This is a genomic window from Micromonospora sp. C28SCA-DRY-2, assembly GCF_030519475.1.
GTDB lineage: Bacteria > Actinomycetota > Actinomycetes > Mycobacteriales > Micromonosporaceae > Micromonospora.
Map to the genome: position 1 here is coordinate 572,067 of NZ_JAUMKD010000002.1, position 15,498 is coordinate 587,564.

16 protein-coding genes are annotated in these 15,498 nt (G+C 73.1%); 2 read left to right on the forward strand and 14 right to left on the reverse strand.

The genetic code is table 11. The annotated features are described in order from the left end of the window. Positions 1-4: 4 nt before the first annotated feature. From atpA to glyA, 8 genes are all read right to left on the reverse strand, one after another. Positions 5-1,660 (reverse strand): F0F1 ATP synthase subunit alpha, encoded by a 1,656-nt coding sequence (atpA, locus tag Q3W71_RS11110; protein ID WP_302919215.1) that lies wholly within the window; start codon positions 1,658-1,660, stop codon positions 5-7. 92 nt (positions 1,661-1,752) lie between these two features. Further along, a complete protein-coding gene (locus Q3W71_RS11115) occupies positions 1,753-2,574 on the reverse strand; it encodes a F0F1 ATP synthase subunit delta (RefSeq protein WP_302919216.1) in 822 nt (273 codons plus the stop codon). Then, on the reverse strand, positions 2,574-3,110 hold the full coding sequence (locus tag Q3W71_RS11120; protein ID WP_302919217.1) for a F0F1 ATP synthase subunit B: 537 nt from the start codon (positions 3,108-3,110) through the stop codon (positions 2,574-2,576). Before Q3W71_RS11120 ends, Q3W71_RS11115 begins: the two co-directional genes overlap by 1 nt. A 26-nt stretch (positions 3,111-3,136) precedes the next feature. Next, positions 3,137-3,376 (reverse strand): ATP synthase F0 subunit C, encoded by a 240-nt coding sequence (locus Q3W71_RS11125; protein WP_302919218.1) that lies wholly within the window; start codon positions 3,374-3,376, stop codon positions 3,137-3,139. Positions 3,377-3,444: 68 nt separating this feature from the next. After that, positions 3,445-4,242: a F0F1 ATP synthase subunit A gene (atpB, locus tag Q3W71_RS11130; RefSeq protein ID WP_302919219.1), complete on the reverse strand. Its 798-nt coding sequence runs from the start codon at positions 4,240-4,242 to the stop codon at positions 3,445-3,447. A gap of 12 nt (positions 4,243-4,254) precedes the next feature. Beyond that, the gene (locus Q3W71_RS11135; protein WP_302919220.1) at positions 4,255-4,491 is read right to left on the reverse strand and encodes an AtpZ/AtpI family protein; all 237 of its coding nucleotides are present in this window, start codon (positions 4,489-4,491) and stop codon (positions 4,255-4,257) included. Between the two features lie 180 nt (positions 4,492-4,671). Next, entirely contained in the window at positions 4,672-5,106 is a 435-nt protein-coding gene (locus Q3W71_RS11140; RefSeq protein WP_302919221.1) for a hypothetical protein, read from the reverse strand. Then, the gene (gene glyA / locus Q3W71_RS11145; RefSeq protein ID WP_302919222.1) at positions 5,099-6,388 is read right to left on the reverse strand and encodes a serine hydroxymethyltransferase; all 1,290 of its coding nucleotides are present in this window, start codon (positions 6,386-6,388) and stop codon (positions 5,099-5,101) included. The genes Q3W71_RS11140 and glyA overlap by 8 nt, the downstream gene beginning before the upstream one ends. Before the next feature lie 35 nt (positions 6,389-6,423). Between glyA and Q3W71_RS11150 the strand changes: the two genes are divergently transcribed. After that, positions 6,424-7,917 carry an SDR family oxidoreductase gene (locus Q3W71_RS11150; RefSeq protein ID WP_302919223.1) on the forward strand — a complete coding sequence of 498 codons (1,494 nt, stop codon included), beginning with the start codon at positions 6,424-6,426 and terminating at the stop codon, positions 7,915-7,917. On the opposite strand, the gene Q3W71_RS11155 is transcribed toward Q3W71_RS11150, so the two are convergent. The 4 genes from Q3W71_RS11155 to prmC all read right to left on the reverse strand — a co-directional run bounded on the left by Q3W71_RS11155 (position 7,892) and on the right by prmC (position 12,435). Beyond that, positions 7,892-10,003 (reverse strand): transglycosylase domain-containing protein, encoded by a 2,112-nt coding sequence (locus Q3W71_RS11155; RefSeq protein WP_302919224.1) that lies wholly within the window; start codon positions 10,001-10,003, stop codon positions 7,892-7,894. The two genes, Q3W71_RS11150 and Q3W71_RS11155, sit on opposite strands and share 26 nt — an antisense overlap. A 225-nt stretch (positions 10,004-10,228) precedes the next feature. After that, complete coding sequence (locus Q3W71_RS11160; RefSeq protein ID WP_302919225.1) at positions 10,229-10,840, reverse strand: phosphotyrosine protein phosphatase; 612 nt, start codon at positions 10,838-10,840, stop codon at positions 10,229-10,231. Continuing rightward, complete coding sequence (locus Q3W71_RS11165; protein WP_088997429.1) at positions 10,841-11,488, reverse strand: L-threonylcarbamoyladenylate synthase; 648 nt, start codon at positions 11,486-11,488, stop codon at positions 10,841-10,843. Next, positions 11,488-12,435, reverse strand: coding sequence for a peptide chain release factor N(5)-glutamine methyltransferase (gene prmC / locus Q3W71_RS11170; protein ID WP_302919226.1), 948 nt, complete (start codon positions 12,433-12,435; stop codon positions 11,488-11,490). The genes Q3W71_RS11165 and prmC overlap by 1 nt, the downstream gene beginning before the upstream one ends. 73 nt (positions 12,436-12,508) lie before the next feature. On the opposite strand from prmC, the gene Q3W71_RS11175 reads away from it, so the two are divergent. Next, positions 12,509-14,059, forward strand: a complete 1,551-nt coding sequence (locus Q3W71_RS11175; protein WP_302919227.1) for a diguanylate cyclase — start codon at positions 12,509-12,511, stop codon at positions 14,057-14,059. Between the two features lie 18 nt (positions 14,060-14,077). Here the strand turns inward: Q3W71_RS11175 and prfA are convergent, their stop codons facing one another. Together prfA and rpmE are read right to left on the reverse strand one after the other, a co-directional pair. Next, positions 14,078-15,166, reverse strand: a complete 1,089-nt coding sequence (gene prfA / locus Q3W71_RS11180; RefSeq protein WP_302919228.1) for a peptide chain release factor 1 — start codon at positions 15,164-15,166, stop codon at positions 14,078-14,080. A 91-nt stretch (positions 15,167-15,257) separates the two neighbouring features. After that, a complete protein-coding gene (rpmE, locus tag Q3W71_RS11185; RefSeq protein WP_012184056.1) occupies positions 15,258-15,482 on the reverse strand; it encodes a 50S ribosomal protein L31 in 225 nt (74 codons plus the stop codon). Between the last annotated feature and the right edge of the window lie 16 nt (positions 15,483-15,498).

A 15,498-nucleotide genomic window follows, 5' to 3' on the forward strand; every position in this document is an offset into this window, starting at 1 on the left:
GCCCTTACTGGTTCTCGACCGGGCGGTCGGTCGTGCCGTCGCGGAAGCGGGTCACCGTCTCACGGGCCTCGTCACCCTCCAGCGGGGCGGCCGGCGCCTCGTTGATCCGGCGCTCGTCCTCCTTGCCGAGGAAGACCTGCTTGAACTCCGTGATGGCGGTGTCCAGCGAGGCGATGATGTCGTCGTCCCACTTGTTGTCGGCGATGGCCGCGAGGACGCCCTCGTGCTTGTGCCGCAGGTACTGGAGGAACTCCGACTCGAACCGCCGGATCTCGCCCACCGGGATGTCGTCCAGCTTGCCCTCGGTGCCGGCCCAGACCGAGACGACCTGCTCCTGCACCGGGAACGGCGAGTAGTTCGGCTGCTTGAGCAGCTCGACCAGGCGGGAACCGCGCTCCAGCTGGGCCCGGGAGGCCTTGTCCAGGTCGGAGGCGAAGGCGGCGAACGCCTCCAGCTCGCGGTACTGGGCCAGGTTGAGCCGCAGCGAGCCGGCGACCTTCTTCATCGGCTTCACCTGCGCGGCGCCACCGACCCGGGAGACCGAGGTGCCGACGTTGATGGCCGGCCGGACGCCCTGGTTGAACAGGTCGGTCTCGAGGAAGATCTGACCGTCGGTGATCGAGATCACGTTGGTCGGGATGAAGGCCGAGATGTCGTTGGCCTTGGTCTCGATGATCGGCAGACCGGTCATCGAGCCGCCGCCCATCTCGTCCGACAGCTTCGCGCAGCGCTCCAGCAGCCGGGAGTGCAGGTAGAAGACGTCACCCGGGTACGCCTCGCGGCCCGGCGGGCGGCGCAGCAGCAGCGACACGGCGCGGTACGCCTCGGCCTGCTTGCTCAGGTCGTCGAAGACGATCAGGACGTGCTTGCCGCCGTACATCCAGTGCTGCCCGATGGACGAGCCGGTGTAGGGGGCGAGGTACTTGAAGCCGGCCGGGTCGGAGGCCGGGGACGCGACGATGGTGGTGTACTCCATCGCGCCCGCCTCCTCCAGGAGGCCCTTGATCGAGGCGATCGTGGAGGCCTTCTGGCCGACGGCGACGTAGATGCAGCGGACCTGCTTCGTCGGGTCGCCGGAGCGCCAGTTGTCCCGCTGGTTGAGGATGGTGTCCAGGGCGACGGTGGTCTTGCCGGTCTTCCGGTCACCGATGATCAGCTGCCGCTGACCCCGGCCGATCGGGGTCATCGCGTCGACCGCCTTGATGCCGGTCTGCATCGGCTCGAAGACGGACTGCCGGGCCATCACGTTCGGAGCCTGCAGCTCCAGCTCGCGGTAGCCCTCGTTGGCGATGTCGCCGAGGCCGTCGATCGGCTGGCCGAGCGCGTTGACCACGCGGCCGAGGAAGGCGTCGCCGACCGGCACGGAGAGCACCCGGCCGGTGCGCTTGACGCGCTGCCCCTCCTCGATGCCGGCGTAGTCACCGAGGACGACGACACCGATGTCCCGGACGTCGAGGTTCAGCGCCACGCCGAGCGTGCCGTCCTCGAACTCCAGGAGCTCGTTGGTCATGGTCGAGGGGAGGCCCTCGACGTGGGCGATGCCGTCGCCGGCGTCGGCGACGGTGCCGACCTCCTCGCGGGAGACGTCGGACGTGTAGGAGGAGACGTAGCGCTCCAGGGCGCCGCGGATCTCCTCCGTCGAGATGGTCAGCTCGGCCATCCTCTGCTTCCTTAAGTATCAGGGGCCCGGGATACCTAGTACCGACCGGTCCGAATGGCGTCTATTCTCAGGCGCTGCGCGGCGGAGCCGCCTCAGCGCTTCGCGAGCGCGTTGCGGGTCTCGTTGAGGCGGCGCAGGACGGTGCCGTCGTACAGGTCGGAGCCGACCCGCACGCTCGCGCCACCGAGGACCTCGGGGTTCACCGTCTGCTTGACGGATACCTCCCGACCGTATATCGCGGAGAGGCTGGCGCCCAGTCGGCGCTCCTCCTCTTCACTCAACGGGGCCGCCACCGTCACGTACGCCACCTGCCGGTCGCGCCGGTCGGCGGCGAGCTCGACCAGCCGGGTGAGCGCCCCGGTGAAGGAGCGTCCCCCGAAGCCGGCGAGCGCAACCCCGACGAGGTAGCCGGTGATCGGTCGGGTCTTGCCGGTGAGCAACTGGTCGGCCAGGGCGGCCCGCTGCTTGACCGGCGCCATCCCGTCGGAGAGCGCGTTGGACAGCTCGGGCGAACCGGAGACGACCTGCCCGAAACGGAACAGCTCGTCCTCGACCTCCCCCAGCTCGCCGGCCGAGTCGGCGGCGGCCAGGAGCGCCTCCACGCCGAGCCGCTCGGTGCCGTCGAGCAGTTCCGACGGCGCCGACCACCGGCCGGAGACCAGCGCGGTGAGCAGCTCGATCGCGTCCGCGCCGACCTTGCCGCCGAGGATCCCGGTCAGCAGGGCGACCCGGTCCTCGCCGGAGCGGGCCGGGTCGGAGAGCGCCCGGCGCAGCCGCGGCTCCCGCCGCAGCAGGGCGGCGACGGAGAGGATGTCGTCGGCGGTGGTGGCCACCGCCGACGGCTCCGCGCCGCGGACGTACGCGTCGAGGCGCTCGGCCGCGATCTTGTACGACTCCCGGCTGGCGGCCTGCATCAGCGGGCCCCCGTGCTCTCGAGACCGCTCAGGAACCGGTCGACGGTGCCCTTGCGGCGCGCCTCGTCGGCGAGCGACTCACCGACGATCTTGCTGGCCAGGTCGACCGCGATGGTGCCGACCTCGGTGCGCAGCTCGCGCACGATGGTGGCCCGCTCCGCGGCGAGCTGCTCCTTGCCGGCCGCGATGATCCGGTCGGACTCCTCCCGCGCCTTGGCGAGGATGTCCTGCCGGATGCCCTCGGCGTCGGCCCGGGCGTCGTCCCGGATCTTGGCAGCGTCGGTACGCGCCTCGGCGAGCTGCGCGCGGTACTGCTCGAGCAGCTGGTTGGCCTCGGCCTGGGCGGCCTCGGCGCGCTTGATGCCGCCCTCGATCGCGTCCACCCGAGCCTGGAACGTCTGCTCCATGCGCGGGAAGACGAACTTCATCAGCACGAAGCAGAGAATCGCGAACGCGATGGAGCCGACCACGATCTCCTGCCAGACCGGCAGGATCGGGTTGTGCTCCGTCCCTCCCTCGGCAGCGAGCTGGAACATGGCAACCTCCCGGTCGAATGGCGGGATCAGGCCTGACCAGCCCAGACGAAGCCGAAGGCGACGCCCAGCAGGGCGAGCGCCTCGATGACGGCGAAGCCGATCCAGACGTAGGGCAGGGTCATCCGCGAGGACTCCGGCTGGCGGGCGGTCGACTGGATGTAGGCGGCGAAGACCAGGCCGACGCCGATGCCCGGGCCGATGGCGGCGAGGCCGTAGCCGATGGCGGCAGTGCTGCCGGTGACTTCGGCGAGAACGCTAGCGTCCATTGGTGTGGTTCCTCCTGGTTATCACGCGTGACGGTCACGCGGGACGACAACGGTTGGTGCGAGGTGGATCAGTGTTCGTCGGCGAGCGAGCCCTGCACGTAGCTCGCGGTCAGCACCGTGAAGACGTACGCCTGCAGGACGATCACCAGGAACTCGAGGAAGGTGAGCGCCACGGTCATCACCCACGACAGGACCGACACCGGCGCCAGCCAGGCGTTGGCGTTGAGCATCGCGAAGCCGCCGAGCGTGAAGACCAGCAGGATCATGTGGCCGGCGAACATGTTCGCGAAGAGACGGACGGCCAGCGTGAACGGCCGGAAGAGGAAGGTCGAAGCGAACTCGATCGGAATCAGCAGCGGCAGGATGTACCAGGGCGCCGGCGGGATGAGGGAGTTCTTGAAGAACTTGCCGGCGCCGTGGTGCCGGATGCCCGCGTAGATGAAGAGCACGTAGCTGATCACGGCGAGGATCGTCGGGAAGGCGATGTGCGAGTTCGGCGAGATCTGGAAGAACGGCACGATCGCGAAGAGGTTGGTCAGCAGGATGAAGCAGAAGAGCGTGGTGAAGTACGGCGCGAACCGCACCCCCGCGTGCCCGATCATGTCGACCGCGATGTTGTTCCGCACGAAGCCGTAGATCGACTCGGCCAGCCACTGCTTCTTCGTCGGCACCAGCTGCGGCTTCCGGTAGGTCGCCAGGAAGAAGATGATCAGAACGCCGACGGCCAGCCAGACCATCGCGGTGATCTTGGTGAACCAGTAGGAGTTCTCCGCACCCCAGGGCAGGATGCCGGGCAGGTAGAAGTCCTCCACGCTGGGTGGGAATGCTGCCTCGCCCTGAGCCAGAACGTTCGCCGCTCCGAACACCTGCGTCCCTTCCTAAGTAGGCGTGCCGAGTCGGCGGACGACCAGGATGATCCCCCCGGCCATGCCGAGCACGGCGCCGATCCCGAGGGCGATGCCCCCGGTGTCGAGCCACTGGTCGACCAGCCAGCCGATGAAGCCCCACACCCCCATGCCCGCGATCAGGTACGCGAGCGCAGTCCAGCCCTGGCCGGCACCGGACGGAACGTCGTCCCGGTCGCCGCTGGGTCGGGGGGTTTGGTCATCAGCCATGACGGGGCGAACGATATCAGTCGGGAAGACGAGGCTGTGCCTCACCCCCCGCACAACCGTCGTTGTGTGGGCGTCGGGCGGGCAGGCGCGTCTGTGGGCACGCTACTCCCCTTCCGCCAGCCTGGAAATGACCGATGGCGGACACATTTCCGCGTCGTCCGAGGGGTGGGATTCCCGCGGTCAGCGAGTGCCGCGGGCATGCACGGCGGTGAGCCACCAGATGTGCACCCCGGTCCAGACCACGACGCCCGCGGCGATGCCCAGGCAGAGCGGGATCAGGCCGGCCCAGCCGGTCGACGCCACGGCCACCATCACCACCCCGAGCAGGGTGAACTTGGCCGCGTAGAGGCCGAGTCCGAAGGGGAGAACCAGCTGCGGGTTCACCGAGTCGGCCCAGGCCAGCACCACGGTGGTCAGGGTGTAGCTGGCCACCGTGACACCCACCCCGGCCGCCGCGCCGAGCGCCGCGTCGGCGCCGCCGGTGACCGCGCCGAGCAGCGCGGCCGCGGCGGCCAGCAGGCCGCTCGCGGCCAGCAGCACCGGCAGGTGGCGCAGCCGCCAGCGCCGGTCGGTCGCCGCGGCCGGCGCCGGCTCGCGCACCCCGGGCTCAGCCACGGGGGTACGCCGGGAACTCGGTGACCAGCTCGGTCACCTCGGACGCGATAGCGGCCAGCCGGTCGCTGCCGCCCGGATCGGCGGGATCGGTGCGCACCGCCCGGGCGATCAGCCCGGCGACCCGGCGCAGCTCGCCCTCCCGCATGCCCTGGGTGGTCACGGCGGGCGTGCCGACCCGGATCCCGGAGGCCACCATCGGCTTCTCCGGGTCGTACGGGATGGCGTTCTTGTTCAGCGTGATGCCGGCGGCGTCGCAGCGCGCCTCGGCGTCGGCGCCGGTCACCCCCACCTCGCGCAGGTCGATCAGGGCGAGGTGGGTGTCGGTGCCGCCGGAGACCGGGCGCATGCCCTCGGCGGCCAGCCCGGCGGCGAGCGCCTGCGCGTTGCGCACCACCTGGGTCGCGTACGCCTGGAACTCGGTCTGCGCGGCCTCGCGCAGCGCGACGGCCTTGGCCGCGACGGCGTGCATCAGCGGGCCGCCCTGGGTGAACGGGAAGACCGCCTTGTCGATCCGCTGGGCCAGCGACTCCCGGCACAGGATCATCCCGCCACGCGGCCCGCGCAGCACCTTGTGCGTGGTGGCGCAGACGACGTCGGCGTGCGGGACCGGGGAGGGGATGGCCTTGCCGGCGACCAGCCCGATGAAGTGCGCGGCGTCCACCATGAGGTACGCGTCGACCTCGTCGGCGATCTCCCGGAACCGGGCGAAGTCGATCAGCCGCGGGTACGCGGTCGCGCCACAGATGATCATCTTGGGCCGGTGCGCCAGGGCCAGGTCGCGCACCTCGTCGTAGTCGATCAGCTCGGTGTCCCGGCGCACCGTGTAGCCGACGGTGTGGAACCACTTGCCGGAGAAGTTCACCCGGCTGCCGTGCGTCAGGTGCCCGCCGTGCGGCAGGTCCATGGCGAGCACCGTGTCGCCCGGCTGCACCAGCGCCGCGTACGCGGCCAGGTTGGCACTCGCCCCGGAGTGCGGCTGGAGGTTGGCGTGCTCGGCCCCGAAGAGCTCCTTCGCCCGGGCGATGCCGATCTCCTCGGCCCGGTCCACCTCGGCGCAGCCGCCGTAGTAGCGCCGGCCCGGGTAGCCCTCGGCGTACTTGTTGGTCAGCGTCGAGCCGAGCGCGGCGAGCACGGCCGGCGAGGTGAGGTTCTCGCTGGCGATCAGCTGGAGGCCGCCGCGCAGCCGGTCCAGCTCGCCGAGCACCACCCCGGCGATCTCCGGGTCGGTGGCCCGGAGCTGGTCGAAGTCCGGCCCCCAGAAGGTGCTTTGCGCGGTGTCCACAGCGCCAGAGTCTATTGGGCCGCAGACTGGGGATCGTGAGATGCCTGGTCACCGGAGCCACGGGGTACATCGGCGGGCGGCTCGCGCCCCGGCTGCTGGCCGCCGGACACACCGTACGCTGCCTGGCCCGCAAGGCCGGCCGGCTGCGGGACGTGCCGTGGGCGAGCCGGGTCGAGATCGCCGAGGGCGACCTGCGCCGGCCGGAGACGCTGCCGGCCGCGTTCGCCGGCGTGGACGTCGCGTACTACCTGGTGCACTCGCTCGGCCAGGCCGGTTTCGAGGCGGCCGACCGGGAGGCGGCGGAGAACTTCGCGGCGGCCGCCCGCGCCGCCGGCGTACGCCGGATCGTCTACCTGGGCGGGCCGGAGCCGGCGGCCGGCCGGTCGGCCGGGTCGGCGCACCTGCGGTCCCGCGCCGAGGTGGGGCGGATCCTGCTGGACAGCGGGGTGCCGACCGCAGTGCTGCGGGCCGCGGTGATCATCGGGTCCGGCTCGGCGTCGTTCGAGATGCTGCGCCACCTCACCGAGCGGCTGCCGGTGATGGTCACCCCGCGCTGGGTGCGCAACCGGATCCAGCCGATCGCGGTCCGCGACGTGCTCCACTACCTGGTCGCATGCGCGCACCTGCCGCCGGAGGTCGACCGGGGCTTCGACATCGGCGGGCCGGACGTGCTCACCTTCCAGGAGATGATGCAGCGCTACGCCCGGGTCGCCGGGTTGCCCCGGCGGTTCATCGTGCCGGTGCGGCCGCTGACCCCGGCGCTCTCCTCGCTCTGGGTCGGGCTGATCACCCCGGTGCCGAACGCGATCGCCCGGCCGCTGGTGGAGAGCCTGGTGCACGAGGCGGTCGCCCGCGAGCACGACATCGCCCGGTACGTGCCCGACCCGCCGGCCGGGCTCACCGGCTTCGACCAGGCGGTGGAGCTGGCGCTGGCCAAGGTCCGCGACGCCGCGGTGGAGACCCGGTGGTCGAACGCGAGCGGCCCGGACGCGCCGGCCGAACCGCTGCCCAGCGACCCGAAGTGGTCCGGCGGCACCACCTACACCGACGAGCGGGAACGGGCGGTGGCCGCCCCGCCGGACGTGCTCTGGCGGGTGATCGAGGGGGTCGGCGGGGAGCACGGCTGGTACTCCTTCCCGCTCGCCTGGTCGGTGCGCGGCTGGCTGGACCGGCTGGTCGGCGGGGTGGGGCTGCGCCGGGGGCGGCGCGACCCGCACCGGCTCCAGGTCGGCGAGGCGCTGGACTTCTGGCGGGTGGAGGAGATCGTCCCGGGTGAGCTGCTGCGGCTGCGCGCCGAGATGCGGCTGCCCGGCCGCGCCTGGTTGGAGATGCGGGTGCTGCCCGGCTCCGACGGGCACAGCCGCTACCACCAGCGGGCGGTCTTCCTCCCGCGCGGCCTGTCCGGGCACGCGTACTGGGGGTCGGTGGCGCCGTTCCACGCGGTGGTCTTCGGCGGGATGGCCCGCAACATCGCCCGCGGCGCGGAGCAGCTGGCCGGGCCGGTCAGTTCCCGGTCCGCGCCCCGCTGACCTCGAAGGCGGTCGCCTCGCTCGGTGGCACGAAGTCGCGGATCGGCTGGTCGCGCAGGGCGAACGACATCAACTGGGCCACCGCGTCCACCATCCGGCTCTGCACCGCCTGACCCACCGCGTCCCGCGGGTCGTCCGGGTTGGCGGCGATGGCGGCGACCGCCAGCTGCGGGGTGAACGCCACCACGGTCTCCGTGGCGTACCGCTCCGAGCTGCCCGTCTTGCCGGCCACCGGCCGGCCCAGCCGGTCCCGGAGCCGGCTCGCGGTGGCTCCGTCGCAGCGGTTGTACATGGACTGGTCGCCGACCGGGCAGCGGGCCACGTCCGCCGCCGCGCGGGCCACCTCGGTGTCGAGCACCTGGCGGCAGTCCGGCTTGGCCGCGTCGACCGGGCGACCGGCCGCGTCGGTGATCGAGGTGACCGGCAGCGGCGCGCACCACGTCCCCTCGGCCGCCAGCGTGGCGTACGCGCCGGCCAGGTCGAGCGGCGTGGTGGTGGCCACGCCGAGCACGAACGGGCCCCAGGTCCGGGCGCCGTGGCGGGCCAGCCGGGCGTCGTCCGGGGCGCGCAGCACGATGCCGAGCCGCTCGGCCATCTCCACCACCCGGTCCGCGCCGACCCGCTCGGTCAGCCAGGCGAAGTACGTGTTCACCGACTCGCCGAAGGCGGTCCACATGTCGTGCCAGCCCTCCATCGACGGGCTGGCGTTCCGCGGGCACCAGTAGCCGTCGCAGCTCGCCTCGCCGGAGGCCGGGTAACGGGTGACGAAGCGGTCCGGCGAGTCGAACTCGGTCCGCAGCGGCAGCCCGGACTCCAGGGCGGCCAGCACGGCGAAGAGCTTGAACGTCGAGCCGGCCTGGTAGCCCGAGATCGCCCCGCCGCCGGCGACGAGCTGGTTGACAGTGTTCGGGTGGTTCTTCTGCCCGGGCGGGTTGGCGTCCACCCGGTAGTTCCGGTTCACCGCCATCGCGAGCACCCGGCCGGTGCCGGGCTGCACCACCGCCGTCGGCATCGCCCGGCGGTCGCTCGCCCGGTAGATCCGGTGCACCTGCTCGACGGCGGCGCGCTGCACCGCGAGGTCGAGCGAGGAGACGATGGAGAAGCCCCCCCGGCGCAGCGTGCGCTGCCGCTCGTCGACGCTGGCGCCGAACGCCGGCTGGGCGTTCCACCAGCGGGTGAACCAGTCACAGAAGTAGCCCCAGTCGTTGTGCCCCTCGGGCACCGCCGTGCAGTCGTTCGGCGTCTCGCTGGGGCGCAGCTTCAGCGGCTCGGCCCCGGCCCGGGCGGCCTCCTCGGCCGGCACCTGCCCCGCCGCCACCAGCCGGTCCAGCACGTACGCCCGGCGGCGCAGGGCGCTGTCCGCGTCCCCGTTGATCGGGTCGTCGGTGTGCGGGGAGCGGACCAGGCCGGCCAGCAGCGCCGCCTCGCCGAGGGTGAGGTCGGCCGGCGCCTTGGAGAAGTACCGCTTGCTGGCGGCCGCCACCCCGTACGCCCCGGCGCCGAAGTACGCGATGTTCAGGTAGCGGGCGAGGATCTGGTCCTTGCTCAACTCCCGCTCCAGCGCCAGCGCGTACCGCATCTCCTGGACCTTGCGGGCGGTGGTGATCTCGGTGGCCGCGGCGCGCTGCGCCTCGCTGAGCCGGGGGTCGCTGCTCAGCACGTTGCGGACGTACTGCATGGTCAGCGTGGAGGCGCCCTGGCGGGTCTCGCCGGATCCCTGGTTGACGGTGAAGGCCCGGGCCACGCCCCGCAGGTCCACCCCGCTGTGCTGGTGGAACCGGGCGTCCTCGGCGGCGACGATGGCCTGGCGCATCACCGGGGCCACCTCGGCCAGCGGTACGTCCACCCGGTCCTCCTGGTAGAAGGAGGTGATCAGGGTGGTGCCGTCGCTGGCGTACAGGTTGGACCGCTGGGCGGTGGGCGGGGTGCGCAGGGTGTTCGGCAGCTCCGCGTACGGCGCGGCGAGCGCCGAGAAGCCGATCCCGAACACCAGCGCGGCCGGCAGGGCCGCCGCCGCCAGCGCCAGGCCGGCCAGTACGCCGGCGATCAGGATGGTCAGCACTCGGTGCAGATGGGCCCGGGTCATCAGCTCTCCCCGCAGGAGCCGGATCGCGCTAGGACCCGTTCAGAATGACCCGAAACGCCCCTTTCGCCCCTGCGTTTCGGCAAACCCGCAGGAAATTCGCGAGGCGGACACCGCTCCCACGGCCGGACACACCACCGAGATGGTTGATCATGAAGTCGTCGACCCGTGCATCGGCGTGTCGGGTCAACAACTTCATGATCGACGGGTGGGCGACCCGGCAGGAGGTTAGGGCAGTAGGGCGGTGGCCAGGGGGTGGACGGTTTCCTCGATCTCGTCGGCGACCCGGCTGAAGCACTGGTCGCCCCGGCCCCACGGGTCGTCGAGATCGTCGGTGGGCAGCGGGCTGGCGCCCTGCCGGGCGGCGTGGGCGGCCTCGACCAGCGCCACCCCGCGGGCGTACACCGCCTCGCCGGTGGCCTCGGCCGGGGGCAGCGCGGCGGTGTCCACCGCGGCCAGCAGCCGGCCGAACTCACCGAGCACGAAGGTGCGCGCGGCGGCGTCCGGGCGCAGCGCCACCACGTACTCCTGCTGGTCGGCGGTGGCGGTGAGGACCAGGTCGGCCGCGTCGATGAGATCCGAGCGCAGCTTGCGGGCGGCGAACCCCTCGGTGCTGCCACCGCGGGTGGTGACCTGGCGGGCCGCCGGCGGGTTCATCTCCTCGCCGGCGTGCCAGCCGCCGGTGCCGGCGCTGTGGCTGTGCAGCAGTTCGTCCGCGCGGGCCGGGTCGACCCCGCGCCGGGACAGCCGTTGCGCGACGGCGAGGGCGAGCAGCCGCTCGGCCATCGGCGACCGGCAGATGTTGCCCATGCAGACGTGCAGCACGGTGAACGGGGGCACTCAGGCCACCTGGCTCTCGACGATGTCCGGCACCACGTCGCGCAGCTTCTCCAGCGGGATGGCGCCCAGCCGGAGCAGCTGCGGCACCTCGCCGGTGAGGTCCACGATCGTGCTCGGCACCGGGTCCGGGCAGGGTCCGGCCTCCAGGTACGCGCGCACCGAGTAGCCGAGCTGGTCGCGCGCCTCCTCGGCGGTGACCGCGGCCGGCTGGCCGGTCTTGTTCGCCGACGAGACGGCCATCGGGCCGGTCTCGCGCAGCACCTCCAGGGCCACCGGGTGCAGCGGCATCCGCACCGCCACCGTGCCGGTCTTGTCCCCGAGGTCCCACTGCAGGCTCGGCGAGTGCTCGACCACGATGGTCAGCGCACCCGGCCAGAACGCCTCGACCAGGTCCCGGGCCGCCTGGGGCAGCGAGAAGACCAGCCCGTCGAGGGTGTGCCGGGAGCCGATCAGCACCGGTGGCGGCATCTGCCGGCCCCGCCCCTTGGCGTCGAGCAGCGCCTTGACCGCGTACGGGGTGAACGCGTCCGCGCCGATTCCGTAGACCGTGTCCGTCGGCAGGACGACCAGTTCGCCGTTCTTGACCGCCTCGATGGCCGCAGCGATGCCGCGGTCCCGGTCGGCGGGCGACCGGCAGTCGTAGAGCATCACGAGGAGCCAGTCTGCCACGTCGCGCCGGTGAACCGGTGCCGACCGTCCGCCCGGCGGGACGCGGTGGCGAACCGGGGCCGGCCGGTGAGGTCTGGGTGGTCGGTGACGGCGGTGTACCGGCCGTCGGCGGCGAGCAGCTCCGGCACCGTCCGGCCGTGGGTGTCGTCGTGCTCGACGCCGAGCGCCCCGCCCGGCCGCAGCAGCGCCGCCGCCCGCGCCACCACCGGGCGGATCACCGCCAGCCCGTCCGGCCCGCCGAAGACCGCCTCCGCCGGGTCGTGCCGGGCCACCTCGGGCGGCACGGCCACCTCGGCCGGCACGTACGGCGGGTTGCAGAGCAGCACGTCCACCCGCCCGGCCAGCCCGGCCAGCAGGTCCGGCGCGGTGACGTCGGCCGCGACCACCTCGATCGGCCGGTCCCCCGCCGCGGCCCGCTCGGCCGCGTTGCGGCGCAGCCAGGGCAGCGCCGCCGGCGAGCCCTCCACCGCCACCACCCGGGCCGAGGGCAGCTCCTGGGCGACCGCGAGGGCGATCGCGCCGGAGCCGCTGCACAGGTCCACCACCAGCGGGTCGGCCACCGTGCCGGCCTGCTCGACGCCCCAGCCGGCGAGCAGCTCGGTCTCCGGGCGGGGCACGAACACCCCGGGGCCGACGGCCAGCTCCAGGTGCCGGAAGGCGGCCCGGCCGGTGAGGTGCTGCAACGGCTCCCGGTCCGCCCGGCGGGCGACCAGCGCCGCGTACCGCTCGCGCTGCGCCGGGGTGAACCCGTCGGCCAGGGCCAGCCGGCCGCGCGGCACGTCCAGCACGTACGCGGCCAGCAGCTCGGCCTCCGCCCGCGCCGCCGCGACCCCGGCCTCGGCCAGCACGCGGGCCGCCCGGACCACCGCCACTGACGGACGCTCCCGGTTCGTCCCTTCGGACGGGTGTTGCGGCACGATGGTCACGACATAATCATGAAGCGTCGCGGTTCACATTACGAGCGGGTGCGTGCGGACGCACACCGACAGGAGGTCGCCAGTGGGCTGGCTCGACCGGGTCACCGACCAGGTTGACGCCCTGAGGCAGTCCCGGGCGCTGCAGGAGGCGAGCCGGTCGGCCGAGGCGTACGCCGTGGTGGACCGGGTGATCCGGAGCACCAGCGACCCGTACGCCCGCGCCGACGCGCTGGTGCAGCGGCTCTCCGCACTGATCAATCTCGGTCGTACCGCGGAGTTCACCCGGGCCATCGAGGAGGCCTCCGGCGCGGTCCGCGACCTCGCCGAGCCCTACCTGCACGGGCACCTGAACGCGCTGGCCGCGCTCGCCGCGCACCACCAGGGCGCGCTGGACCGCTGCGTCACCCACCTGGTCAAGTCCGCCCGGGCGCTCAGCGCGGTCGACGACCCCGACCGGGACACCGCCTGGGGCTGGCACGACCTGGCGATGGCCTACTCCTACCTCAGCTTCCACGGCTACGCCCTCGGGGCCATCGAGCGGGCCCGCCAGCTCGGGCAGGTGGCCGGGATCCCCGAGGAGACGTTCGCCGCGCCGGGCATCCGGCTGCGCAACGCGGTGGCGCTGGACCACAACGGGGACAGCGACGGGTGCCTGCGGGTGCTCCGCGACGTCGCCGCCGACCTCGGCCGGTTCATCCGGGGCGGGCGGGCCGGGCGGCTGCGCCCGAGCAGCCTGGCCGCGTACGGTTACGCCGCCGCCCGGCAGGCGTCGCTGGGCGACCGGCTGGAGGTGGGCACCGACGCCGCCCCGGCCCGGCTGCTCGGCCACGGCGGGGACAGCGCCCGCGCCCGGGACATGCGCGAGCTCGGCCAGGTCTGCCTGGCCATCGCGGAGGGGCGGCCGATCGAGGCGGTCACCCGGCTGGAGTCGGTCCGGGTCTCCAGCGAGACGCTCGGCGCCGCCGAACCGGCCCGGCTGCGCAGCATCGCCCTGGCCCGGGCCGGCGACCACGCGGCGGCGCACCGGGCCGACCGGCTGGCGTTCCGGCTCGCCGCCCAGCGCAACGACCGGCTGCGGGACGTCTACATCGACGGCATCGCCGCCCGCATCGACCACGAGGAGATGCGCCGCGAGGCGGCCCGCTACGAGGGCGAGGCGCTGACCGACCCGCTGACCGGGCTGCCCAACCGCCGCCGCCTGGAGCGCTACATCGCCGCCGTGGTCGCCCGCGGCGAACAGGTGGTGATCGGCGTCTGCGACCTGGACGGCTTCAAGGCGGTCAACACCCGGCACGGGCACCACTCCGGCGACCTGGTGCTGCAACGGGTGGCCGGGGTGATCAACCGGGTGATGCGCCGGGGCGACTTCGTGGCCCGCTACGGCGGCGACGAGTTCGTGGTGGTGCTGCCCGGCGCGGGGATGGCCGAGGCCGCCGAGGTGGCCCGCCGGATCGAGGCCGCCGTGCGCACCGAGGACTGGGAGTCGCTGGTGCCGGGCACCCCGGTCGGGGTCAGCATCGGGTTCGCCGAGGTCTCCGGCTCGGGCGCCGGCCTGCGCGACGCGCTGGGCACCGCCTTCGAGATCGCCGACCGGGAGATGCTGCGCGCCAAGGCCCGTCCCCGCGCCTCCTGAGGCGGTTGCCCCCCGGGGTCAGCGGCGGGCGAGTTCGGTGTCGCCGGCCAGCCGGGCGGCCCGGTCGGCCTCGGTCAGGGCGTCCAGCACGCCGTCCAGGTCACCGGCGAGAGCCAGGTCCAGGTTGTACGCGGTGTAGCCGATCCGGTGGTCGGTGATCCGGTTCTGCGGGAAGTTGTAGGTGCGGATCCGCTCCGAGCGGTCCACCGTGCGCACCTGCGCCTTGCGGGCGTCCGAGGCGGCCGCGTCGGCCTGCTCCTGGGCCGCCGCCAGCAGCCGGGCGCGCAGGATCCGCAGGGCCTGCTCGCGGTTCTGCAACTGGGACTTCTCGTTCTGGCAGGAGACCACGATGCCGGTCGGCAGGTGGGTGATCCGCACCGCCGAGTCGGTGGTGTTCACCGACTGCCCGCCGGGGCCGGACGAGCGGAACACGTCGATCCGCAGCTCGTTCGGGTCGATGGTGACGTCGACGTCCTCGGCCTCCGGCAGCACCAGCACGCCGGCCGCGCTGGTGTGGATCCGGCCCTGCGACTCGGTGACCGGGACGCGCTGCACCCGGTGCACGCCGCCCTCCCACTTCAGCCGCGACCAGACGCCGTTGCCCCCCTCGGGCACGCCCTTGGTCTTGATCGCCAGCGAGACGTCCTTCACCCCGCCCAGGTCGGAGTCCTGGGCGTCGATCACCTCGGTCAGCCAGCCGCGCCGCTCGGCGTAGCGGGTGTACATCCGCAGCAGGTCGGCGGCGAAGAGCGCGGACTCCTCGCCACCCTCGCCGGCCTTGATCTCGACGATCACGTCCTTGGCGTCGTGCGGGTCGCGCGGGATCAGCAGCTCGGCCAGGCGCTCCTCGAGCGCCGGCAGGGACGCCGCGATGGCCTCGGCCTCGGCCGCGAAGGCGGGGTCCTCGGCGGCCAGTTCGCGGGCGGCGGCCAGGTCGGCCCGGGCCTGCTCCAGTTCGCCGGCGGCCTTGTGCAGCGGCACCAGCTCGGCGTAGCGCCGGCCGACCCGCCGGGCGGTGCCCTGGTCGGCGTGGATGGCCGGGTCGGCCAGCCGCTTCTCCAGCTCGGCGTACTCGTCGAGGAGGGCGGCCAGGCGCTCACTGCTCATGCTGCGGTTGCTCCTTCGACGCGACGGACCGGGGACATACGGACGGCGCCCGCGTCCGGCACGAAACCGGACGCGGGCGCCGAACGAGAAGTTACTTGCCCTTCTTGGCCTGAACCTTGGCGTACTTCTGCTGGAACTTCGCGACCCGACCGGCGGTGTCGAGCACGCGCTGCTTGCCGGTGTAGAACGGGTGGCAGGCGCTGCAGGTCTCGACGTGGATCGAGCCGCCCTTGGCGGTGCTGCGGGTCGTGAAGGTGTTGCCGCAGGAGCAGGTGACCTCGGTGGTCACGTACTCCGGGTGGATGTTGGGCTTCATGTCGCCTCGGTCCTCT

What these genes read in the sequence shown, in the direction of transcription:
- atpA (WP_302919215.1), bottom strand. Translation starts at nt 1,660, where the DNA reads ATGGCCGAGCTGACCATCTCGACGGAGGAGATCCGCGGCGCCCTGGAG.
- Q3W71_RS11115 (WP_302919216.1), bottom strand. Translation starts at nt 2,574, where the DNA reads ATGCAGGCCGCCAGCCGGGAGTCGTACAAGATCGCGGCCGAGCGCCTC.
- Q3W71_RS11120 (WP_302919217.1), bottom strand. Translation starts at nt 3,110, where the DNA reads ATGTTCCAGCTCGCTGCCGAGGGAGGGACGGAGCACAACCCGATCCTG.
- Q3W71_RS11125 (WP_302919218.1), bottom strand. Translation starts at nt 3,376, where the DNA reads ATGGACGCTAGCGTTCTCGCCGAAGTCACCGGCAGCACTGCCGCCATC.
- Q3W71_RS11135 (WP_302919220.1), bottom strand. Translation starts at nt 4,491, where the DNA reads ATGGCTGATGACCAAACCCCCCGACCCAGCGGCGACCGGGACGACGTT.
- Q3W71_RS11155 (WP_302919224.1), bottom strand. Translation starts at nt 10,003, where the DNA reads ATGACCCGGGCCCATCTGCACCGAGTGCTGACCATCCTGATCGCCGGC.
- Q3W71_RS11165 (WP_088997429.1), bottom strand. Translation starts at nt 11,488, where the DNA reads ATGCTCTACGACTGCCGGTCGCCCGCCGACCGGGACCGCGGCATCGCT.
- prfA (WP_302919228.1), bottom strand. Translation starts at nt 15,166, where the DNA reads ATGAGCAGTGAGCGCCTGGCCGCCCTCCTCGACGAGTACGCCGAGCTG.
- rpmE (WP_012184056.1), bottom strand. Translation starts at nt 15,482, where the DNA reads ATGAAGCCCAACATCCACCCGGAGTACGTGACCACCGAGGTCACCTGC.